The organism is Actinomadura sp. NPDC048032, assembly GCF_040653175.1.
In the GTDB taxonomy this organism is placed as follows: domain Bacteria; phylum Actinomycetota; class Actinomycetes; order Streptosporangiales; family Streptosporangiaceae; genus Spirillospora; species Spirillospora verrucosospora.
In genome coordinates, this window is sequence record NZ_JBEZJP010000006.1 from 1 (window position 1) to 21693 (window position 21693).

Here is a 21693-nt window from a genome sequence, read left to right on the forward strand (position 1 = left end):
ACGCACCGAACTCCGCAGCAGCTCATGCTCCTCAGACGGCGCGTACGAGGGAAAGTCGCTCATCGTTCCTCCAGGTTGCCGGGGATGCGGGCCGATACTTTGACGGCCAATATTTGGACGCCAAATTAAGCGAGCGGGCGGGCGCCGTCAAGGCGGTCTCCGGCGGTCACAAGTGCCGCAGCAGCAGGTCGAGCGCCGGGTTGTCGTGGCCGCGCCGCCAGGCGCGGCTCAGCTCCACGGGCGCCGCCTCCGGCAGGCCGACGGGCGAGTACTGACGCTGCGGGCTCCGCCGGTGAGGCGGCGGCCCGGCCGTCGGGCTGCTGGAGCAGGGGTCGAACCTGCATGACGTGATCCAGAGTCACGCATCCTGCCCTTGGATGATCCAGCACGGGTGCCCGCCGGCGGGCGGTGGCGTCCGCCCGCCCGTGGGCACGGGGAGGACCGGCCGGGGGTCGTTACTCCCGCCGGTCCAGTCCAGAGCCGCACCCGGGAATCGAACCCGGTTCTGCTGGGTGGAAGCCAGCCGCCTCACCATTCAGGCCTGTGCGACGCGCGGAGCCGGGAAAGCTCCGCTCGGTGGCCGTCCGAGGAGTCGAACCTCGTCCTCCCGGGTTTCGACCGGGCGCTCGTCCACATGAGCTCGAAGGCCGTGGATCGGGCCGGATTCGAACCGGCATCCTCCCGCTTGCAAGGCGGGCGCTCTCCCCATTGAGCTACTGACCCTTGAGGGAAACGAAAGGCCGCCGGGATCTCTCCCTGGCGGCCTCCGGCGGAGCCTGGCGGCCCTATCCAGAGGCGTTTCCGATAAAGACGGGACCCTGACCCGCGCCGAATCCGGAAAGCCGCGGGGCCTGCTGGGTGATGGTCGTGACCATGGCCGCCGCTCCTTCCCGTCCGTTTCCGATCAGTGGCTTGCTCCTATGGTGCGGGACGCCGGCCGGGCGCGCAACGCTTTTTCCATGCGATCGCCCCGGGCCGTTCGGGGAGAACCGGCCCGGGGCGATCCGGATATGCGTCACGCCGCCCCGCGGCGGCTGCGGCCGCGACCGGGGGTCAGCAACCGCCCCAGAACGCGGAACGGCAGGGTCACGACGCTGACGATCGTCCCGACAATGGCGCTGATCGCTGCGCTGATGCGGCGCATCTGGCTTCACTCCTTCGGCTCGGTCCTGACCGACCGATACCCGCCTGTGGAGTTTTACACCGGCTTTGCGCCGACAATGACCGTGGCGGAGAATTCCTCGGACGCCGCGACGGCGGCCGCGAGGCCGCCGGCCTCCACGGCGGCGACGGCCGCGGCGGCCTGCCGGTCGCTCGTCTCGAACAGCAGGCGGCCGCCCGGGGCGAGCCAGCTCGACGCCTCGGCGGTGACGCGGCGCAGCACGTCGAGGCCGTCGGGGCCGCCGTCGAGCGCCGAACGCGGTTCGTGGTCGCGCGCCTCCGCAGGCATCAGCGCGACGTCCCCGGTCGGGACGTAGGGCACGTTCGCCAGAAGCACGTCGACCTGCCCGCGCAGCTCACCCGGGACGGGGTCGAAGAGGTCGCCCTCGTGGGCCGTGCCGCCGTACGGCGCGATGTTGCCGCGGGCGCAGCGCACCGCCGCGGGTTCGATGTCGGCGGCGTGCAGGACGCACTCCCCCACGCCGGAGGCGAGCGCGGCCCCGAGCGCGCCCGATCCGCAGCACAGGTCGAGGATCACCGGCCGGGGAGGCGCGAGGGCGTGGGCCCGCCGGACGAGGAACTGGGTGCGGTGCCGCGGCACGAAGACCCCGGGTCCGACGGCGATCCGCAGCCCGCAGAACATCGCCCAGCCGAGGACGTGTTCGAGCGGCTCGCCGTTCGCGCGCCGCTCGACCATGGCGGCGGCGTCGTCCGGGGTCCGGGCCGTGGAGAGGATGAGCCGCGCCTCGTCCTCCGCGAACACGCAGCCCGCGGCGCGGAGTCTGGAGACGATGGCGGGTTCGGTGAGGGGTGGTGTCATAGGAGTCCGCAACTGTATCCGGGACCGCGGCGGTCCGCGCGTCCAGGGCACGGCCGGCCCGGCGCGACAATGGAGCGTCGTCCACGAGCCGGGGGGTCGGGAAGTGCCGGAGAGATCGGATCTGAAGGCCGACTGCGCCAGTTGCTTCGGGCTGTGCTGCGTCGCGCTGCCGTTCTCGCGGTCCGCCGACTTCGCCGTGGACAAGGACGCGGGCGAGCCCTGCCGCAACCTCTTGGCCGACTTCCGCTGCGGCATCCACGCCGACCTCCGGGAGCGCGGCTTTCCGGGCTGCACGGTCTTCGACTGCTTCGGCGCCGGGCAGAAGGTGTCGCGCGAGACCTTCTCCGGCACGGACTGGCGCGGAGATCCGGACGTCGCGCGCCGCATGTTCGCCGTGTTCCCCGTGATGCGCCAGCTCCACGAGTTGCTCTGGTACCTGGACCAGGCCGCGGCGATGCCGTCCTCCGGCTCGATCCGCGACGAGCTGCGGCGGGCGTCCGACGAGGTCGACCGCCTCACCGAGGGCGGCCCCGCCGAGGTCGCCGAGGTGGACGTCCGGGCCGTCCGGGAGAGGGTGAACGGCCTGCTGTCGCGGGCGGGAGAGCTCGCCAGGGCGGGGGTCCCCGGACGGAGGAAGAACCGGCGGGGGGCGGATCTGGTGGGGGCGAGGCTCAAGGGGGCCGACCTGCGGGGCGCCGACCTGCGCGGCGCGTATCTGATCGCCGCCGACCTCCGAGGGGCGGACCTGCGGGTCGCCGACCTGACCGGCGCGGACCTGCGGGACGCCGATCTGCGGGGCGCCGACCTCACCGGATGCCTCTTCCTGACCCAGGCGCAGCTCGACTCGGCGCGCGGCGACGCGGCGACGCGGCTTCCCGCCGCGCTGGCGCGGCCCGCGCACTGGTGACCCCCGCGGCCTGATCTTGTTTAGCCGCCCTGTCAAGGGGCATTTCCGCCTGTCAAAGGGCATTTCCGCAGCGCACGTCGTCGGGGGGTCGCGTGGTGCGGGTCAGATGGTGGGGGACGGGCGTGGTGGCGCTCGTGCTGCTGGTCTTCGGCGCCGGGCTTCCCTTGCTCGACCGGGCCCTCGGGACCCGCGGGCAGCCGCTGGCGCCGGGCACGGTGGTGTCGGTCGGGACGGAGCGCGGCGGCGTCCGCCCGGTGACGTTCTCGGTCACCTCCCCCGGCTGGGTCCTGAACCGGGGCACCACCTCCCTCGCCAGCAGCGCCGAACTGCTCAGCGGCGACGTGGTCTTCGACCTCAGCGTGGTGGTCCCGCTGGGATCGGCGGACACCCGGGCGCTGTGGGGCGGTCTCGGGCGGATCGTCGCCGCGGGCGGGCGCACCCGCCTCGGGACGGGGCCCGTCCCGTTCACGACCGCGCAGGGCCTGACCGGGCTGACCGGACGGCTCGCGGGGCGCGAGCGCGTCGGCACGGCGACCGTGTTCGCCAAGGGGACGCTCGGCGCGGCGGTCACGGCGACGGGCCCGCCGCGCGCCTTCGGGGACGCGGCCCCGCAGGTCGAGGCGATGGTGCGGACGATCAGGATCGCGGCGCCATGGGGATGACCCGCGGCGGGCCGGTGCGCCGTCCCGCGTTCTGGCTGTGGGCGGCGGCGTGCCTGCTCGGCGCCTGGATCGCGCTGCGCGGGATCGGCGCACACGTCGCTGCGTTCCCCTCCGGCGCGATCGCCGGGGCCGTGCTGCTCGCGCCGGCGCTGGCCGGCGGAGTATGGCTGCTGCGGCGGCTGCACCCCGTCCGCTCGCCGCCGCTCGGCTACGCGCTGATCGCGGTGGCGTGGGGCGGGCTGGCCGCGTTCGGGACCGCGCTGCCCGCCAACGCGGCGTTCCAGGCGATCGTCGGGAAGACCGCCGGGCCGGGGTTCAACGCCGCCTGGGGCGCGTCGATCGCCGCGCCGGTGGACGAGGAGATCCTGAAGCTGCTCGGCGTCGCGACGCTGGCGCTGATGGCGCCGGCCGCGGTCCGCGGGCCGCTCGACGGGTGGGGCTACGGCGCGCTGTCGGGGCTGGGTTTCCAGTTCGCGGAGAACTTCCTGTACGTGCTGAACACGATCGTCCTCACGGGCGCCACGCACGACGCGAACGCGGCGTTCTTCTCGTTCGGCACCCGGGTGGTCTGCGGGGCGTGGTGGAGCCACTGGGCGATGACGGCGGTCGGCGGCGCGGGCCTGGGCTGCCTGATCGGACGCGCCTCCAAGGCGCACCTCACCGCCGCGGTGGGCGCGTTCGTCCTGGCGATGGCGCTGCACTCCTGGTGGGACGCCCCCGTCCTGACCGGGCTGGTGCTGATGCCGGTGAAGGGCGCGCCGATCCTGCTGGCGGCGGTCGTCTCCTACCGCCTGGCCAGGCGCCGCTACCTCTCGCACTTCCGGCGCACAGTGCACGCCGAGACGCGGGGCGGCGTCCTGATACCGGGCGAGGGCCACGTGCTCGCGTTCCGCAAGTGGCGCCGGAAGGAGCAGTGGGGCGTGCCGGCCGGGGAGACGCGCCGGCTGCTCGAACGGCTCCGAACCGCCGAACTCGCCCTCATCGAGGACGGCCTCGGCGGCCTGGAACCGGACCCGCGGGCCGCCGAGCGGCTGCGCACCGACATCCGCGCCCTGCGGGACGACCTCAAGGCGTCCGGCGCGAACGTGCGCGTGGCGTAGCGGCGAGGACGTAGGCGCAGGCGACCGCGCAGACGGCGGCGGCGACGAGCAGGGCGTCGGCCGGATCGCGGGAGCCGTCCCCCGCTCCGACCGGCGCGAACGCCCCCATGATCGCGACGCCGAGGGTGGCGCCGAGCTGCCGGACGGCGTTCAGCAGGCCGCCCGCCGCGCCGGCCGCGCCCTCGGGGGCCGCGGCGACGACCATCGTCGCGAGGGCGGGCAGCGCGAACGACACGCCGAACCCGGTGCACAGCAGGCCCGCGACGAGCGACGGGTAGGACGCGCCGTCCGGCAGCACGGCGCCGAACAGCACTCCCCCGGCGGTCAGCAGGCCCAGTCCCGCCAGGACGGGGCGGCGCGGCCCCGTCCGCGCGACGATGCGCCCGGTGAGCAGCGGGTTGAAAGCGAACGGCAGGGTCATCGGCAGGAACGCCAGGCCGGTCTGGAACGGCGTCAGCCCGACGCTCTGCCGGAACACCAGCGGCAGCACGAACAGCACTCCGGTCATGACGAAGTTGACCGCGGCGCCGGCGGCCAGCGCGGCTCGCATTCCCGGCGCCCGGAGCACCGCCGGGACCAGGACCGGCGCCCGGCTCCCGCGCTCGCGGACCGCGAACGCCGCACCGGCCGCGACCGCTCCGGCCGCCGAGGCGGCCGCGTGGACGCCCGGCCCGCCGCCCAGGGCGATGAGGGCGTCGGTCAGCAGTCCCAGCGCGGCGCACGCGAGGAGCTGCGCCGCCGGGTCGATGCGCCGGACCCCGCGCGGGCAGCGCACGGCCCGTCCCGCCGCGAGCGCGAGGACGGCGGCGGCGAGCGGGACGTTCACCAGGAAGATCGCGCGCCAGCCCGCGAGGCCGACCAGGGCGCCGCCCGCGACGGGGCCGGCCGCGAGGGCGGCGCCGCTGGTCGCCGCCCAGGTCGCCACGGCGCGGGCGCGCTCGGCGGGCGCGGGGTACAGGCGGACGATCATCGCCATGGACGCGGGCACGCAGGCCGCGGCGGCGGCGCCGAGGACCGCGCGCAGCGCGACGAGCGTCCACAGGTCCGGCGCCGCGGCGCACAGCAGCGACCCCGCGCCGAAGGCCGCGACGCCCACGCGGAAGACGCGGTGCGCGCCGTACCGGTCGGCGAGGGCGCCCGCCGACGGGAGCAGCGCCCCGAAGACGACGGTGTAGCCGGTGACGGCCCATTGCAGGCCCGCGACCGTCCCGTTCAGGGAGTCGGCGAGGTCGGGTTCGGCCACCGACAGGACGGTCGTGTCGAGCAGCACCATGAAGTAACCGAGCGAGATGCCGAGGAGGGCGAGGCCGCGCCGCGCGGGGGCCGCGTCCGCCGGTGCGGAGGGAAGAACCGAGGTCATGGGGCCCCAGTCTGGGAATCCGCGCCGCCGGGCTCCACCGGCGGAACCGCACGGCGCGTTCGGAATATCCGAACGGACGGGCCGGGTTGCCACCGGCATGGAACTGCGCCAGCTGCGGACGTTCGAGGCCGTCCTCGCCCACCGGACCGTCACCGACGCGGCCAACGCGCTCGGTCTCGCGCCGTCGTCGGTGTCGGAGCAGATCCGCGCGCTGGAGGCGTCGCTGGGCGTCCCGCTGTTCCACCGCGGCCCGAAGGGCATGCGGCCGACCGAGGCGGGCGAGCGGATGCGCGGGTGGGCGCGGCGCCTGCTGCGGCAGGCGGAGGAGGCCCGCCGCGAGGTGGCCGGGGAGCGGCCGGTGCTGCGGCTCGGCGCGCTGGAGTCGATCGCCGCCACGCACGTCCCCCGCGTCCTGGCCAGGCTGGCCGAGCGGCGGCCCGGCCTGCGGGTCGAGGTCCGGTCGGACGCGGCCCGCGACCGGCTCCTCGACGCGGTCGCCTCCGGGGACCTGGAGGCCGCGCTGCTGCTGGACGCCGGGGAGGACGTGGGCGGGCTCGGTTTCCCGCCCCCGCCGGCGCCGCTGGACTTCGTCGACGTGGAGCCGGTGCCGCTCGCCCTCGTCGCCGCGCCGGACCACCGGCTCGCCGCGGCCCCCCGCCTGGCCGCCGGCGACCTGCACGGCGAGAAGCTGCTGGTCAACGTGCCGACGTGCTCGTTCTGGATGGCCGGCGAGCGGCTTCTCGGCTCCGCGGTCGAGCGGGTCAGGGCGGGCAGCGTCACCGTGATGGCGTCCTGGGCCGAGCAGGGCCTCGGCATCGCGCTGCTCCCCGAGTTCGCCGTCCGCGACCGGCTGGCCGCCGGAACCCTCGCCCGGCTGGCGTTCGACGCCCCGGACCTGGGCCTCCGCCTCGTCTGGCGCGCCGACCGGGAAGCCCTTCCCGGCATGCGGGAGGTGCTTTACGCGGCCGGCGCCTGACCCTGTCCGCGCCGCCGTCACGGAGCGTTTGCCCCTACCCACCCCGGGTAGCCGCCAGAGGACACCACTGCTCGGCGGGGGAGAACGCTATGGCAGGGCAAAACGGGAGCGAGACCGCGACGGCCGAGCGGGTGCGGCAGCTCTTCTGGGGGGTCAACGACCGGCTCGGGTCCGCGGAGTTCCTGGACAAGAACATCCGCAAGGCGTTCCCCAAGCACTGGTCGTTCCTGCTCGGCGAGATCGCGCTCTACTCGTTCGTCGTCCTCCTGCTCACCGGCGTCTACCTGACGCTGTTCTTCCACCCGAGCGGTACGGAGATCGTCTACGACGGCTCGTACGGCCCGCTCAAGGGCGTCAGGGTCAGCGAGGCGTACGCCTCCACCCTGCACGTGTCGTTCGACGTGCGGGGCGGGCTGCTGATGCGGCAGATCCACCACTGGGGGGCGAACGTCTTCGTCGCGGCGATCTGCGTCCACCTCCTGCGGGTCTTCTTCACCGGCGCCTTCCGCAAGCCGCGGGAGATCAACTGGGTGATCGGCACGACGCTGTTCACGCTGGCCGTCGCCGAGGGGTTCGCCGGGTACTCGCTGCCGGACGACCTGCTGTCGGGCACCGGCCTGCGGATCTTCCAGGGCATCCTGCTGTCGGTCCCGCTCGTCGGGACGTACGCGGCCCTGTGGGCCTTCGGCGGGCAGTTCCCGTCCGCCGAGGAGTTCATCCCGCGGCTGTTCACCGTGCACATCCTGCTCATCCCCGGGATCCTGCTGGCCCTCATCACCGCGCACCTGATGATCCTCTGGCACCAGACCCACACGATCTTCCCGGGCCGGGGGCGGCGGGAGCGGGCGGTGACCGGGGAGCCGACCTTCCCGCATTTCGCGACGCAGAGCACGGCCTACTTCCTCTTCACCTTCGGCGTCCTGGCCGGGCTGGCGGCCTTCTTCCAGATCAACCCGGTCTGGCTGTACGGCCCCTACGACCCGGACCAGGTGTCGTTCGGCTCCCAGCCCGACTGGTACGTCGGGTTCCTCGAAGGCTCGCTGCGCATCATGCCGCCCCTGTCCACGACCGTCGCCGGGCACACGATCTCCTGGAACGTGCTGGTCCCCGCCGTCCTCCTGCCCGGCGCGTTCTTCACGCTCATCGGCCTGTACCCGTTCGTGGAGCGCTGGGCCACGGGGGACGAGCGCCTGCACCACCTGCTGGACCGGCCGCGCAACGCCGCGACCAGGACCGCGATCGGGGCCGCCGTCATCGCCTGGTACGGCAACCTGCTGGCGGCCGGCGGCAACGACTACCTCTCCTCGACCTTCAAGATCCCGCTGTTCTGGACGACCTGGTTCTTCCGCGCCGGCTTCTTCGTCTTCCCGATCGCGGCCTTCGCCGTCACCCGCCGGGTCTGCCTGAGCCTCCAGCGCCGCGACCTGCGGACGCGCGAGGAGGGCGTGGAGAGCGGCCTGGTCTCGCTGACGCCGGAAGGGGGGTTCCGGGAGCGGCACGAGCAGCCGTCGGAGGAGGCGGAGGCGCTGATGCGGGCCCGGCGGCCCGGCGACCTGGTCGCGCCCTACCCGCACCACGTGATCCCGCTGCCGACACCGGACCGGGCCCGCACGCAGGTCCGGACCCGCGTCAACCGCTTCTATCTCAACTACCAGGCGGAGTCGCACGGCGGCGGCCAGGGCGACCTGCGGAAGGGCGGCCCGGAGGACGGCCAGGGCGAGTGACCGGCGCCCGTCAGCCGGACCATCCCGGCGGCGGCAGCGCCGGCTCGGCCTCCTGCGGCGGCTCCTTCGGCGGGTAGTGCAGGTCGAACGCGGGGCGCGAGGAACGGATGCGCGGCATCGAGGTGAAGTTGTGGCGGGGAGGCGGGCACGAGGTCGCCCATTCCAGCGAGGCTCCGGCGCCCCACGGGTCGTCCGTCCCGACGCGTTCGGCGTGCCGCCAGGACCACAGCACGTTCCACAGGAACGCGAACGTCGAGGCGCCCAGGACGAACGAGCCGATCGACGACACGAAGTTCAGGGTCGCGAACTGGTCGGCGTAGTCGGCGTAGCGCCGCGGCATGCCTTCGGCGCCCAGCCAGTGCTGGACGAGGAAGGTGGTGTGGAAGCCGAAGAACAGCGTCCAGAAGTGGACCTTCCCCCAGGTCTCGTTCAGCTTCCGGCCCGTCATCTTCGGCCACCAGAAGTAGAACCCGCCGAACATCGCGAACACCACGGTGCCGAACAGCACGTAGTGCAGATGGGCGACGACGAAGAAGGAGTCGGTGAGGTGGAAGTCCATGGGGGGCGAGGCGAGGATGACCCCCGTCAGGAAGCCTCCCCGCGGGCGCCGGCGCGGTGCGGGCCTTCAGCCCGCGCGGGTGAGAACGGCCCGCCTCTGCGGGGTCATCCAGCGCGGTGGCGGAGCAGGGCGGTGGCGATGGCTACCTGGGCGGGGCCCAGGGCGGTCTCGCCGTCCTCGACGTCCCACAGTGCGTTCTGCAGAACGCGGCCGAGCGTCCAGCCGGTGGCCCGCTTCCGGTCCAGGCCGAGGGCCTCGGTGAGCAGGTCGAAGCGGCGCAGGACCGTCCGGGTGATCGCACCGCTCGCCACCACCTCCTCCCAGCGGTTGTCCAGCGCCGGCAGCAGGTCGAATCCGGGGTCGCCGGCGAGGGGCTTGGGATCGATGGCCAGCCAGGGCTCCCGCTCGGCGGCGAGGACGTTGTCGTAGTGCAGGTCCCAGTGCAGCAGGCGGTCGCCGGGTTCGCCGACCAGTTCGGCCACGGCCGAGGCGCACGTCCGCACCAGCCGCCGGTCGGCCGGGTCGCGCAGCGCGGGCACGGCCCCGGGAACCTCGTCGAGCATGGCGGCGGCGATGTCGGCCAGGCGGCGCAGCCCCTCGGGCGCGGGCACCGCGACCAGGCGCACCAGCAGCTCGGCCAGCACGCCGACGGCGGTGTCGTCGTCGGCCACCGACGACAGCGGCCGGGCCGCGTCCAGGCGTTCGAGCAGCATCGTGCCGGTGTCCGCGTCGTGGTCGAGCAGGCGCACCGCTCCGTCGCCGTCCCATACGCGCAGGCCGACCGGTTCGGTGGCGTGCTCGTCGGTGACCGGCTGGAGCTTGAGCGCGGCGGGCGTGCCGTCGGCGCGGGTCACCGGCAGCACGAGCGAGACCACGCCGTGCCGTCCCGGGCCGTCCAGGCGCAGGGCCCAGCGCTCCAGGAACGCGTCGGCCAGGTCGGGCAGCGCCGCGATCCAGGCGCGGCCGGACGCGCCGAAGTACTTGCTGTGCGAGGCGGCGAGCGCCTCGGGAACGTCGATGCGGATCGACGTGCTCATGGTTGACGTCTCCTTCGTGTGCTCCGGTTCAGGTCGCGTGTCACGAAGGAGACGTCGGCGGTGCCCGGCTTCCGGGCAGGGGTCAACGCATGCCGTGAAGCCTACCGGTCTTTCAGGACGGCGCCTCCTCGGCGCCGCGCCACATCCGCAGGTAGACCTCCGCGCCGCGCGCCATGTCCTCGGTGATCTCCGGCCCGCCGACCGCGCGGAGGTCGGCGATCCAGTCCGGGACGAGGCCGTAGTTGGCGACGCCGTCGGTGTTGAGGTCCCAGGTGCGCAGCCCGGCGCGGAGGCGGTCGAGCTTCACCGCCGGGTCGATCGGCGACGTGAAGGGGTAGCGCAGCGGGCCCGCGTCCCCGCCCGTGCGGGGCTCCGGAAGCGCGCCCATGCCGTTGGCGTCGAGCCCGTAGCCGTAGCCGAACAGGCGGGCGGGATCGCGCTGGGCCTTGTCCCGCCGCCACTCGGCGGTGAACCGGTCGGCCGCGCTGCCGTACCCGGCCACCATGCCGCCGAGCCGGTAGACGCGGGGCAGGTACGTCGCGTCCATCCAGCTGTGGGACGAGACGACGCCGGGGTACCGCGCGGCCTCGAGGATGCCGAGGGTCCGGTCGGCGGCCTTCGCGCTCATGTGGTCGACCTCGACGATCATGTGCCGCTTCATCATCCCCCGCACCATGTACGCGCCGAGGTCGCTGAGCCCCCGGACGTTGCAGTGTGGGCCGCTCGGATAGATCGGGAGCGTGATCCCCGCCATCCCGAGCAGCTTCAGGATCGGCTGGAGGGCGTCGCCGACCTCGCCCGCCGGGGCGATCGTGTTGTCGTGGGCGGGGCCGGTGCACGTCTCGGCCTGCCAGAACCGCCCGGTGCCGACGAAGTTGGCGAGGTTGACGAACGCGCCCGCCACCCCGCCGTCGAACCGCACGCCGCACAGCGCGTTGTCGTACTTGTGGCACACGAACATCGAGGCCACGCCGAGGCTCCGCGCCTCGTCCAGCCCCCGGTCGATGTCGGCGCGCGTGCAGGCCGGGGCGCCGCCGACGATCCGGCAGCCGAACGGCTCGGAGGTCTCGATGCCGAGGACGACGGCGAGCTTGCCGTCCTCGATGACCCGGCGGGCGTCCGCCGAGTCGCGCACGATCCGGAACCAGCCCTTGCCGGGGCCGCCGCTGCGCCCGTCGATGAAGGACTGCATCTCCCGCATCCGCTGCGCCTGGAGCCGGATGCCCGCCATCTCGTCGCAGGGGTTGCGCTTGAGCGGATAGATCTCGCAGAGCTGCCGGTTGTCCACCAGGTGGTTGACGAGGACGCGCTGTCCGGCCCGCCAGGACCGCTCCAGCCACTCGTAGTACACCTGCTGGTGGGTGCGGGAGTCGTAGGCGGGCCAGTCCTTGAACGTCGGCCAGCCGGTCGGGTCGTGCGTCCCGAACGGGGTGCCGTACCGGTTGAAGTTCTCCCACCAGGCGAGCACGCCGTTGCCGGCGTGGTCGGGGCAGTCGCGCAGCGCCTCCTGGATGCCGCGCGGGTCGAACGGCTTGCCGCACATGAGCGCGCCGCCGAACGCCTCGTACGCCATCAGGTGGCTGTGGGCGTCGACGTAGCCGCGCACCTCGCGCGGCTCGCCCTCCGCGTGCGCGCGGGGGACGGGCAGGAGGGCGAGCAGGAGAACGAGGAGGATCGGAACGCGGGTGGCACGGCGGACGGGCATGGGGGCACCTCGGCCGGGGGAGACGTCCAGTGGCTCTCCGCCGAGTGAAACACCGATCCGGCAAAATGTGAATAGTCCTCACATCGTGGCCGGTCAGCCCGGGTCCCTCAGGAGAGCGCGGTCAGGGGGACTCCGCCGCGAGCCGGTTGCTGAACCGGGCGAGCAGGGCGCTCTGGGACGTCTCCGGGACCAGCCGGCCGACCAGCGGCGGGATGCGCCAGTTCGCGGGATTGCGCCGCGCCATGCGGGAGACCAGGGAGATCTTCGGGTGGCGGGCCCTCTCGTAGGCGCGCAGCCCGGACGCCGGGTCACCCGCCCCGGCGAGTTCGCGGCCGAGGACCCAGGCGTCCTCAAGCGTCTGGTTGGCGCCCTGCCCGAGGGTGGGCGGCATGGTGTGCGCGGCGTCGCCGACCAGGGTGACCCGGCCCTCGCCCCAGACCTCGCGCACCTTGTTCCAGTGGTGCCCGAAGAACTCGACGTCGCCGTCGGCCGCGGCGGCGAGCACCTCCGGCACGGGGGACGCCCAGTGCCCGAAGCGCCGCCGCAACTCGGCGAGGGGGGACGCGGGCCGCGGGTCGCCGGGCGTCCAGCGCAGGTCGAACCACCACTGGAGCAGGCCGCCGCCCGCGGGCATGAGCCCGCACGCCCCCTCCCGTCCGGTGATCATGAGGTGGCGGTGGGTGCCGGTCAGCTCGATCCCGATCGGGCCGAGCCCCTGCCAGGTGCCGAACGCCGCGGGCCGCACGGCGCCGTCGCCCCACAGCTGACGCCGCACCACCGAGTGGTGGCCGTCCGCTCCGATCAGCAGGTCCCCGGTGTCGGTCGATCCGTCGTCGAAGGACGCCGTGACGCGGTCGCCGTCCTGGATCAGGCCCGTGCAGGCCGCGCCGTGGCGGACGAGGTCCTCCGGCAGGCCGGCGGCGAGCCGTCCGAGCAGGTCGCGGCGGGCGATGGCCTTCGTCTCGAAGCCGTAACGGGACGCGGCGTGCGCGATGTCCTGCCCGGTGCGCAGCCGCCCGGTGGACGTGAGGGCGTCGATCCGGTCGATGCGGTTGCCGGCGCCGTCCAGCGTCACGCCGAGGTCGTGCAGGACGGCGTTGCCGTTGCTCCAGATGAGCACCGCCTTGCCGCCCGTCCGGGGCCCGGGCGCCTGCTCGTGGACCCGCACCTCGTGGCCCGCGGCGAGCAGCGCGCGCGCGACGGCCAGGCCGCCCACCCCCGCGCCGATGACGAGGATCTCCATATCCCCTCCAAAGTGAAGTATCTCCGATATGAAGTTACATCGCCCCGGAGTATCCTGCGCGGGTGGGTGCCGAACGGGCGGGAGAGGACGTCTTCCGCGAATTCCTGATCGCGGTCCTCCTCCACAACGAGGCGGTCGCCGACCGGCTCGGCCTGCGGCCCCTCGACGTCGCCGCCGTGATCCTGCTGGAGATGCGCGGCCCGCTGCCGGTGGGCGCGATCTCCGAGGAGCTCCGGCTGCCGTCCGCCTCGGCGACCCGGCTGGTCGACCGGCTGGAGAAGGCCGGCTACGCGCGGCGCGTCCGCGGCGAGCACGACCGCCGGACGGTCACCGTGGAGCTGGTCGAGGACGGCCTCGACGACTACCGCGCCCTCGCCGCCGGGGCCCGCCGCCACCTGGACGAGGTCGGCGCCCGCTACTCCCCGGAGCAGGCGCCGCTGCTGGTGGGCATGCTCGACGGCATCGCCGCGGCCTACCGGACGGCCACGGCCGAAGCGCGCGACGCCTAGCGGACGGCGAGACGGGCCGCGCCTACACCCTCGTTTGCCGGGACGAGACGGATGTACCGGTCACCGGGACGCCGAAGGCCGGGCGGGGGCGCGACCGGGATGATGGTGGCTCATGAGCGAGCTGACGGTTCCGGGGTTGGTGGCGCGGGCGGCGCGGGAGTTTCCGGACGCGGAGGCGGTCGTGGACGGGGACGTCCGGGTCACCTTCGCCGAGCTGCGCGAGCAGGTCCGCCAGGCGACGGGCGCGTTCGTCGGCGCCGGGATCGAGCCGGGGGACCGCATCTCCGTCTGGGCGCCGAACGGCCTGCGCTGGATCGTCACCGTGCTCGGCGCCCTCGGCGCCGGCGCGACGCTCGTCCCGCTGAACACCCGCTACAAGGGTGACGAGGCCCGGTGGCCGCTCTCCAAGGCCGGCGCGAAGATCCTGTTCGTGGAGGACGGGTTCCTCGGCATCGACTACCCCGGCATGCTCGGCGTGGACGGATCCGGCGCCCCCGGGCTGCCCGCGCTGCGGACGGTCGTCACGTTCAACGGCGCCGCGCGCCCGGGAGTGATCTCCTGGGACGACTTCACCGCCAAGGCCGCGCCCCCGGACGAGGCGGACGCGCGGGCCGCGGCCGTCGCGCCGGACGACGTCGCCGACATCCTGTTCACCTCCGGAACCACCGGCAGGCCCAAGGGCGTCGTGGTCACGCACGAGCAGAACGTCCGCACCTACCGGGCGTGGGCGGGCCGCACCGGCGTCCGGGCGGGCGACCGCTACCTCATCGTGAATCCGATGTTCCACACGTTCGGCTACAAGGCCGGCGTGCTGGCGTGCGTGATCCAGGGCGCCACGATGGTGCTGCAGCGCACGTTCGACGTCCCCGAGACGCTGCGGCTCATCGAGCGTGAGCGGATCACCGTCCTGCCGGGGCCGCCCACCATCTACACCGCCCTCCTGGACGCCCCCGGCCGGGACGAGCGCGACCTGTCGTCCCTGCGGCTGGCGGTCACGGGGGCGGGGGACGTGCCCGTCGCGCTGGTGCGGCGCATCAAGGAGGAGCTGTTCCCCGAGGTCGTGACCGCGTACGGGCTGACCGAGTCGTCCGGCACGGTCACGGCCTGCTCGGTGGACGACGACGACGAGACCATCGCCACCACGTCCGGCAGGCCCATCGCCGACGTCGAGGTCGCGATCGTCGACGGCGACGGCGAGCGGGTCCCGCCCGGGACCGACGGCGCGATCCTCGTGCGCGGCTACAACGTCATGAAGGGCTACCTGGACGACCCGGAGGCGACCGCCGAGACGGTCCGCGACGGCTGGCTCGACACCGGCGACCGCGGGCGCGTCGACGAGCGCGGCAACATCACCATCACCGGGCGCACCAAGGAGATGTTCGTCGTCGGCGGGTTCAACGTGTACCCGGCCGAGGTCGAGAACGTCCTCGCCCGCCACGACGCCGTCGCCGAGTCGGGCGTCGTCGGCGTCCCGGACGCGCGCATGGGCGAGGTGGGGCGCGCCTACGTCCGGCTCCGCCCCGGCAGGACGGCCACGCGGGACGAGCTGGTCGCGCACTGCCGGGAGCGGCTCGCGAACTTCAAGGTCCCCCGGGAGGTCGTCTTCGTGGACGACCTCCCGAAGACCGCGTCCGGCAAGATCTGGCGCGTGAAGCTGAAGGAGCGCCTCTAGAGGGCGGCGACGACCCGCGCCCGGTGCTCGGCCACGGTGCCCCACGCCGAGTACAGGGCCCGCGCCTTGCGGATCCACAGCGACGGGTCGTACTCGTCGGTGTAGCCGATCGCGCCGTGCACCTGGAGCGCGGTCTTGGCCATCCCGTAGGACGCCTCGGACGCGGCGACCTTCGCGGCGGACACGTCCCGCGCGAAGTCCGGCGTCCCGTACGCCAGCGCCGCCCCGAACACCAGCGGGCGGGCGAACTCCAGCTCGACCATCGCGCTCGCCAGATGGTGCTTGATCGCCTGGTACTCGCCGATCGGGCGGCCGAACTGCCGCCGCGTCCTGGCGTACTCGACCGACACCTCCAGCAGCGCCCGCCCGATCCCGACCTGCTGCGCCGCGCACAGCAGCACGCCGAGGTCGGTGAACCCCGCGCCCCCGGGGACGCGGAACAGCCGCCGCGCCGGGTCCAGCGACCGGGCGGCCTCCCCGGCCGCCTTCCGCTCGACGCCGTCGGCGGTGAGCACCAGGTCGGCGACGTCGGCGTCCAGGGCGTGCGGGACGGCGAGCGTCACGACCGCCTCGCCCTCGGCGATGCGCGGCAGCCACGGCGACCCGCCCAGCAGCTCGGCGGCGGCGAGCGTCTCCACGTAGGGGCCGGGCGCGGCGGCCCGCCCCAGCTCCTCCGCGGCGACGGCCAGCTCGACGGGCAGCGGCCCGGCGCCGCCCGCCTCCTCCGGGACGGCCACCGCGAACGCCCCGGTCTCGGCGACCGCCGACCACAGCGCGCGCCCCGGCCCGGTGTCCCCCGCGGCCCAGGCGCGGGCCGTGTCGGCGGTTCCGGCCGCGCCCAGCAGCTTGCGCAGCGTCTCGCCGAACATCCGCTGCTCGGCGGAGAGAACGAACTTCACCGGGACCCCCTCGGCAGGCCGAGCAGCCGCTCGGCGATCACGTTGCGCTGGATCTCGTTCGTGCCCGCGTAGATGGGGCCGGCCAGCGAGAACACGTAGTTCTCCAGCCACTCCGACTCCAGCTCGCCGTCCGGGCCGAGCAGGTCGAGCGCGGTCTCGTGCAGCGCCACGTCCAGCTCCGACCAGAACACCTTGTTCAGGCTCGACTCCGCGCCGGCGTCGTCGTCCCGCGAGACCGTCTCGAAGCCCTTGAGCCGGTAGGCCCGCGCCCTGATCCACACGTCCGCGACCCGGTCCCGCAGCGCGTCGCCGGAGGCGTCCGCGCGCTCCTTCCACAGCTCGACGAGCCGCTCGGCCGCCGCGGTGAACCGGCCTGGGCTGCGCAGCGTGAGGCCGCGCTCGTTGCCGGCGGTGGCCATCGCGACCCGCCAGCCGTCCCCAGGCTCGCCGATGACGTCCTCGTCAGGGACGAAGACCTTGTCGAGGAACAGCTCGGCGAACGCGGGCTTGCCGTCCAGGCGCCCGATCGGGCGGACCGTCACGCCCTCCGCGTCCAGCGGGAACATCAGGTAGGTGAGCCCCTTGTGTCTACTCACTGCGGGGGGACGACCCCCCGCACCCCCCGGTTCGCTCCGCTCATCCCGGGACGCCTCGGGATCCGACCGGAACAGGCCGAATCCCCGGTCGGCGAACGCCGCCCGGGAGCTCCACGTCTTCTGCCCGTCCAGCAGCCAGCCGCCGTCGGTCCGGGTCGCCGTCGCCCGCAGGGCCGCCAGGTCGCTGCCCGCGCCCGGCTCCGACCACGCCTGCGCCCAGATCACCTCGCCCGCCGCCATCGGCGGCAGGATCCGCGCGAGCTGCTCGGGCGTCCCGTGCTTGAGCAGCGTCGGCGCCAGCAGGTTGATGCCGTTCTGGCTGACCCGCCCCGGCGCGCCCGCCGCGTAGTACTCCTCCTCGAAGACCAGCCACTGCAGCACCGACGCGCCGCGCCCGCCGTACTCCTCCGGCCACGACACCACACCCAGCCGCGCCGCGCCGAGCGTCCGCTCCCACTCGCGGTGCGCGGCGAAGCCCTCCCCGGTCTCCAGCGACGGGAGGGGCCGCGCCGGGACGTGCTCGCGCAGCCACGCCCGCACCTCGCCGCGGAACTCCTCGTCCGCCGCCCCGAACTCAAGATCCATGCGACCCTCTTTCTAACAACTGTTTGGTAGAGTATCCGCCCCTCGCCGCCCCCGCCGCCCCCTCCCGCCCAGTGAGATCCCCGGCGGCCGGGAAACCCCCTCGGAAGCCGCCGCTCGGCGGTGAGGGGAGGCCGTTCGGCGCGTCGGCGCCGCCGCTCTCCCGCATCTGCCGGGGATGTCCTGTCGTGGGGCCCCTGGGCCGCCTTACGTTCGGGCCGTCCGGCAGGAGACCCACGCGGTGAGGACGGTCAGACATGCAGTCCAGAAGATGGCTTCTCGCGGTCGCCTCGGCGGCGTCGGCGGGAGCGGCGGCCGTGGCGTTCGCGGCCTCGGCGCCCGCCCGGGCGCAGGATGGCCCGCGCGCCGGAGAGGCCCCGGCCTGCGCGGAGGGGACGACCGTGCGGACCGACAAGGGCCCGGTGTGCGGGACGGCGGGGGACGGCGTCCGCTCCTGGCTCGGCGTCCCCTACGCGGCGCCCCCCGTGGGGAACCTGCGGTGGGCGCCGACCGCGCCGCCCGCGGGTTGGACGTCCACCCTGGAGGCGACCCGGCGCGGGAGCGCGTGCCCGCAGCCGCCCGGCCTCGGACCCGGCTCGACCAGCGAGGACTGCCTCACGCTGGACATCACCGCCCCTGAGAGGACCGGCGGCCGGCCGCTGCCGGTGATGGTGGAGCTGCACGGCGGCGGGTTCCGGCTCGGGGCGCCGTCCGACGGGACGCACCTCGTCAAGGAGGGCGGCGTCATCAACGTCGGGGTGCACTACCGGCTCGGGATCTTCGGGTTCATGGCGCACGAGGGGTTCGGCGCCCACGCGGGCAACTACGCGCTGCGGGACCAGCAGGCCGCGCTGGGATGGGTCCGGCGCAACATCGCGCGCTTCGGCGGCGACCCCCGCAACGTGACGATCTACGGCGCGTCCGCCGGAGGGTCGAGCGTCTGCGCCAACACCGCGTCCCCGGCCGCGAAGGGCCTGTTCCAGAAGGGCATCGCGCAGAGCGGCGAGTACAACTCGCTGCTCGGCGTGGACGTCCAGTGGCAGCCGCAGGACTGCAAGACCGAGCTGCCGGGCGAGGACGAGGCCCGGAAGGCCGGTGAGCGGTTCGCCGCCGCGCTCGGCTGCGAGGACGCCGCCTGCCTGCGCGCCCTGCCCGTCGACAAGCTGCTCTCGCAGGCCGGCAACGGCATCGGGCCGGACACCGGGACGCAGGGCCCGGTCGTGGACGGCGAGATCCTCCCGATGTCGCCCGCCCAGGCGTTCGCCGAGGGGAAGGTCAACAAGGTCACGCTGATGCACGGCGTCGACCGGGACGAGGTCCAGCTCCCGTCCGCCGACACCCCCGAGAAGTACCGGGAGTACGTCCGGCAGCAGTACGGGCCGCTCGCGAGCCGCGTCCTGAAGCTGTACCCGCTGGAGCGCTTCCCTGCGCCGTCCGCGTTCATCGCGTACCGGACGATCGTCGCCGACTCCAACTCCGTGTGCCCCGCGCTCCTCAACGACGAGCGGCTGGCCAGGCACATCCCGGTCTTCGCCTACCAGACCGACAACGCCGACGCACCGCCCATGTTCTTCCTCGACCCGACGAAGCCGAACGGCTCCTACCACGTGAGCGAGAGCCCGTTCCTGTCGCCGTTCCCCGGCGGCGCCGAGCCGACCGCGAACCAGAAGGCGTTCGGCGCGCAGCTCACCGCCCAGTGGACGGGGTTCGCCCGCACCGGGAACCCCACCGTGGACGGGACGCCCTTCTGGCCCCGCTTCACGCCCCGGGACCCGGCCGTCCTCTCGCTCGTCCCGGCCGGGGACAGCCAGGTCACCCACGAGATCGCGGAGCAGCACCACTGCGGCTTCTGGAACCGGCACGCCCCCTTCGGCGGCTGAGCGCCTTGACGCCCGGTGCCACGACCTGTGCCGGACGTGACAGATGTCCCACCCCGCCCTTGATCATCGATCGGCCCCGCGGTTTCCATGTGCGCATGCACGCCACAGTGGTCGTCCTCGTGGTCGACGCCGGCGGGCGGCGGGAGGCCGCCGACGAGGTGATCCCGGTCGGGGTGGGGCGCGCGGTCCGGTTCGTCCGGCGGTCGGACGTCCGGTACGCCGAGGCCCACGGCGACTACGCCCGCCTCTACACGGGCACGGGCAGCCACCTCGTCCGGGTCTCGCTGGCCGCGCTGGAGGAGGCGTGGCGGGACGCCGGATTCGTCCGCATCCACCGGTCGCATCTGGTCGCCCTCGCCCACGTCGAGGAGATGGTCGTCGAGTCGGGGCGGTGCACGCTCCGGCTCGGCGACGCGCGGCTGACCGTCAGCCGCCGCAACGCCGGCGCCCTCCGCGACCGGCTCGTCCGGGGCGCCCTCCCCGGAACCAGAACCCCGTGAAGGAGATCCCATGCGTCACAGCAGACGGGCGGCGGCCCTCACCGCCGCCGCGTGCCTGGCCGTCAGCGCGTCCGTCGCCCCCGGACCGGCCGCGTCCGGACGCCCCCTGTCCGGCGACTGGCCGACCTGGCAGCAGAACCTGAACGGCACCCGGTACAACCCGGCCGAACGCGGCATCACGCCCGCGAACGTCGGCGGACTCAAGCTCAGATGGGCCTTCGGTTTCCCGAAGCAGGCGGGCGCCCCCCACAGCCAGCCCGCCGTCGTGGGCCGCACCGTCTATTTCGGCGGCCCGGACGGACGCTTCCGCGCCCGCGACGCCCGCACGGGCGCGGCCAAGTGGGAGTTCGACCTCGGCACCGTCGGGACGGGTTTCGCTCAGGTCCGCGACGGCGCGGCCGTCTCCCACGGCCGGGTGTTCTTCGGAGACACGCGCGGCTACATGTACGCCCTGGACCAGGACACCGGCACGCTCGACTGGGCGAAACGGATCGACGACCACGTCAGCGCCACCGTCACCAGTTCCCCCATCGTCTACCGGGGCCGTGTCTATGTCGGGGTGTCCAGCGGCGAGAACCTCATGGGCAAGGAGCACCCCTGCTGCACGTTCCGCGGCCACGTCGACGCCCTGGACACCGACACGGGTGAGCTCGACTGGCGCTTCTACACCGTCCCGGAGCCGCGCCAGGACGGCACCTGGCCGAACGGGGTGCCGCGCTACACGCCGTCCGGCGCGGGCGTGTGGAGCAGCCCGTCCATCGACTCCGCCACGGGCACCCTCTACGTCGGCACCGGCCAGAACTACAGCGGCAGCGGAGGGCACTTCGACTCCGTCCTCGCCCTGGACGCCAGGACGGGGAGACCGCGCTGGACCCGCAAGATGACCGACTTCGACACCTGGCGCCGCGAGTGCAGCAGCCCGTCCCCCGAAGACCAGCAGTACTGCCCCAACCTCCCCGACGGCACCGCCCTGGACTTCGACCTCGGCGCCGCGCCCAGCCTGTTCACCGTGCACGGGCGCCGCCTCATCGGCATCGGCCAGAAGGTCGGCGTCTACCACGTCCTGGACGCCCGCACGGGGGAGATCGTCTGGCAGCGCCAGCTGTCCACGCCGATGCCGGGCGGCGGCCTGAGCGGGATCCAGTGGGGCGCGAGCTACGACGGCCACCGCCTCTACGTCGCCACCTACATGGCGAACCCGGGCACGCTGTTCGCGCTCGACCCGTCCAACGGCCACGTCGCCTGGAAGACGCCGAACCCGGCGGACGGCTGCACCACCGGCGGCGCGGCCCAGTACCCGAAGGTCTGCCGCCTCGGCCACCCGCCCGCCGTGACGACCACCCCCGGCCTCGTCTGGGAGGGCGGCATGGACGGCAAGATGCGCGCCTACTCGTCCCGCACCGGCGAGGTCCTCTGGAGCTTCGACACCATCGCCGACTTCCCGACCGTCGACGGCGGCACCGCCCGCGGCGGCTCCCTGGCCGGCGGAGGCGGCGCCGTGGTCTCGCACGGCATGGTCTACGTCCTGACCGGCGACATGTTCACGCCCTACCCCAACGACAAGGGCTACGCCCTCCTCGCCTTCAGCCGCTGACGCGGCCGACGCCGCAGAAGGCGTCCACCTGCGGCGGCTCATCGTACGGGGACGGCTCCGGACGCCACCGCGACACCGGCACGACGCCCGGCGCCCAACCAGTGGTTCCAGATCCGCGCCGAATGCGGAACCCGGGATCCCATTGCGGTGGGCGCTTCCGGCGACCCGCTGGCCCATGCCGGGCATCCGGCAGGGCGTGCACGACCT

General features: G+C 74.0%; 18 protein-coding genes, 4 tRNA genes and 1 pseudogene. 10 read left to right on the forward strand and 13 right to left on the reverse strand.

What is annotated here, in order from left to right; genetic code table 11:
* Window positions 1-317: 317 nt before the first annotated feature.
* The 6 genes from AB0C69_RS01855 to AB0C69_RS01880 form a co-directional block, all read right to left on the reverse strand.
* Window positions 318-388, reverse strand: a tRNA-Gln gene (locus AB0C69_RS01855).
* 90 nt (window positions 389-478) lie between these two features.
* Window positions 479-550, reverse strand: a tRNA-Gly gene (locus AB0C69_RS01860).
* Window positions 551-577: 27 nt separating this feature from the next.
* A tRNA-Phe gene (locus AB0C69_RS01865) sits at window positions 578-649 on the reverse strand.
* Between the two features lies 1 nt (window position 650).
* A tRNA-Ala gene (locus AB0C69_RS01870) sits at window positions 651-723 on the reverse strand.
* A 292-nt stretch (window positions 724-1015) separates the two neighbouring features.
* A complete protein-coding gene (locus AB0C69_RS01875) occupies window positions 1016-1144 on the reverse strand; it encodes an LPFR motif small protein (protein WP_268248260.1) in 129 nt (42 codons plus the stop codon).
* Window positions 1145-1198: 54 nt separating this feature from the next.
* Complete coding sequence (locus tag AB0C69_RS01880) at window positions 1199-1981, reverse strand: putative protein N(5)-glutamine methyltransferase (RefSeq protein ID WP_360348490.1); 783 nt, start codon at window positions 1979-1981, stop codon at window positions 1199-1201.
* Between the two features lie 103 nt (window positions 1982-2084).
* Between AB0C69_RS01880 and AB0C69_RS01885 the strand changes: the two genes are divergently transcribed.
* The 3 genes from AB0C69_RS01885 to AB0C69_RS01895 all read left to right on the forward strand — a co-directional run bounded on the left by AB0C69_RS01885 (window position 2085) and on the right by AB0C69_RS01895 (window position 4650).
* Window positions 2085-2888 carry a pentapeptide repeat-containing protein gene (locus AB0C69_RS01885; RefSeq protein WP_360348493.1) on the forward strand — a complete coding sequence of 268 codons (804 nt, stop codon included), beginning with the start codon at window positions 2085-2087 and terminating at the stop codon, window positions 2886-2888.
* A 92-nt stretch (window positions 2889-2980) separates the two neighbouring features.
* Window positions 2981-3550, forward strand: a complete 570-nt coding sequence (locus AB0C69_RS01890) for a hypothetical protein (protein WP_360348496.1) — start codon at window positions 2981-2983, stop codon at window positions 3548-3550.
* Entirely contained in the window at window positions 3541-4650 is a 1110-nt protein-coding gene (locus AB0C69_RS01895) for a PrsW family intramembrane metalloprotease (RefSeq protein ID WP_345187777.1), read from the forward strand. Before AB0C69_RS01890 ends, AB0C69_RS01895 begins: the two co-directional genes overlap by 10 nt.
* Here AB0C69_RS01895 and AB0C69_RS01900 read toward each other — a convergent pair.
* Entirely contained in the window at window positions 4616-6010 is a 1395-nt protein-coding gene (locus AB0C69_RS01900) for an MFS transporter (RefSeq protein ID WP_360348499.1), read from the reverse strand. The genes AB0C69_RS01895 and AB0C69_RS01900 overlap by 35 nt on opposite strands.
* 97 nt (window positions 6011-6107) lie before the next feature.
* Here AB0C69_RS01900 and AB0C69_RS01905 point away from each other — a divergent pair, with 97 nt between their 5' ends.
* Together AB0C69_RS01905 and AB0C69_RS01910 are read left to right on the forward strand one after the other, a co-directional pair.
* A complete protein-coding gene (locus tag AB0C69_RS01905; RefSeq protein WP_360348502.1) occupies window positions 6108-6986 on the forward strand; it encodes a LysR family transcriptional regulator in 879 nt (292 codons plus the stop codon).
* Between the two features lie 89 nt (window positions 6987-7075).
* Window positions 7076-8710, forward strand: coding sequence for a ubiquinol-cytochrome c reductase cytochrome b subunit (locus AB0C69_RS01910; RefSeq protein ID WP_360348505.1), 1635 nt, complete (start codon window positions 7076-7078; stop codon window positions 8708-8710).
* A gap of 10 nt (window positions 8711-8720) precedes the next feature.
* Here the strand turns inward: AB0C69_RS01910 and AB0C69_RS01915 are convergent.
* From AB0C69_RS01915 to AB0C69_RS01930, 4 genes and pseudogenes are all read right to left on the reverse strand, one after another.
* Window positions 8721-9299 (reverse strand): annotated as a pseudogene (locus AB0C69_RS01915) (cbb3-type cytochrome c oxidase subunit I); the annotation flags it as partial.
* 74 nt (window positions 9300-9373) lie between these two features.
* A complete protein-coding gene (locus tag AB0C69_RS01920; protein ID WP_360348508.1) occupies window positions 9374-10306 on the reverse strand; it encodes an aminoglycoside phosphotransferase family protein in 933 nt (310 codons plus the stop codon).
* A gap of 112 nt (window positions 10307-10418) precedes the next feature.
* The gene (locus AB0C69_RS01925) at window positions 10419-12011 is read right to left on the reverse strand and encodes a Coagulation factor 5/8 type domain-containing protein (RefSeq protein ID WP_360348511.1); all 1593 of its coding nucleotides are present in this window, start codon (window positions 12009-12011) and stop codon (window positions 10419-10421) included.
* A 121-nt stretch (window positions 12012-12132) separates the two neighbouring features.
* Window positions 12133-13254 (reverse strand): FAD-dependent monooxygenase, encoded by a 1122-nt coding sequence (locus AB0C69_RS01930; protein ID WP_360348513.1) that lies wholly within the window; start codon window positions 13252-13254, stop codon window positions 12133-12135.
* Window positions 13255-13316: 62 nt separating this feature from the next.
* On the opposite strand from AB0C69_RS01930, the gene AB0C69_RS01935 reads away from it, so the two are divergent.
* Complete coding sequence (locus tag AB0C69_RS01935) at window positions 13317-13763, forward strand: MarR family transcriptional regulator (protein ID WP_360348516.1); 447 nt, start codon at window positions 13317-13319, stop codon at window positions 13761-13763.
* 112 nt (window positions 13764-13875) lie between these two features.
* A complete protein-coding gene (locus tag AB0C69_RS01940; RefSeq protein WP_345179344.1) occupies window positions 13876-15435 on the forward strand; it encodes a FadD3 family acyl-CoA ligase in 1560 nt (519 codons plus the stop codon).
* On the opposite strand, the gene AB0C69_RS01945 is transcribed toward AB0C69_RS01940, so the two are convergent.
* Together AB0C69_RS01945 and AB0C69_RS01950 are read right to left on the reverse strand one after the other, a co-directional pair.
* Complete coding sequence (locus tag AB0C69_RS01945) at window positions 15432-16334, reverse strand: acyl-CoA dehydrogenase family protein (protein WP_360348519.1); 903 nt, start codon at window positions 16332-16334, stop codon at window positions 15432-15434. The genes AB0C69_RS01940 and AB0C69_RS01945 overlap by 4 nt on opposite strands.
* Complete coding sequence (locus AB0C69_RS01950) at window positions 16331-17515, reverse strand: acyl-CoA dehydrogenase family protein (protein WP_360348522.1); 1185 nt, start codon at window positions 17513-17515, stop codon at window positions 16331-16333. The genes AB0C69_RS01945 and AB0C69_RS01950 overlap by 4 nt, the downstream gene beginning before the upstream one ends.
* 254 nt (window positions 17516-17769) lie before the next feature.
* Here AB0C69_RS01950 and AB0C69_RS01955 point away from each other — a divergent pair, with 254 nt between their 5' ends.
* The 3 genes from AB0C69_RS01955 to AB0C69_RS01965 all read left to right on the forward strand — a co-directional run bounded on the left by AB0C69_RS01955 (window position 17770) and on the right by AB0C69_RS01965 (window position 21486).
* Window positions 17770-19392 carry a carboxylesterase family protein gene (locus AB0C69_RS01955; protein ID WP_360348525.1) on the forward strand — a complete coding sequence of 541 codons (1623 nt, stop codon included), beginning with the start codon at window positions 17770-17772 and terminating at the stop codon, window positions 19390-19392.
* Window positions 19393-19487: 95 nt separating this feature from the next.
* Complete coding sequence (locus AB0C69_RS01960; RefSeq protein WP_345179352.1) at window positions 19488-19892, forward strand: LytTR family DNA-binding domain-containing protein; 405 nt, start codon at window positions 19488-19490, stop codon at window positions 19890-19892.
* A gap of 10 nt (window positions 19893-19902) precedes the next feature.
* Window positions 19903-21486, forward strand: coding sequence for a PQQ-binding-like beta-propeller repeat protein (locus AB0C69_RS01965; RefSeq protein WP_360348528.1), 1584 nt, complete (start codon window positions 19903-19905; stop codon window positions 21484-21486).
* Window positions 21487-21693 lie beyond the last annotated feature (207 nt).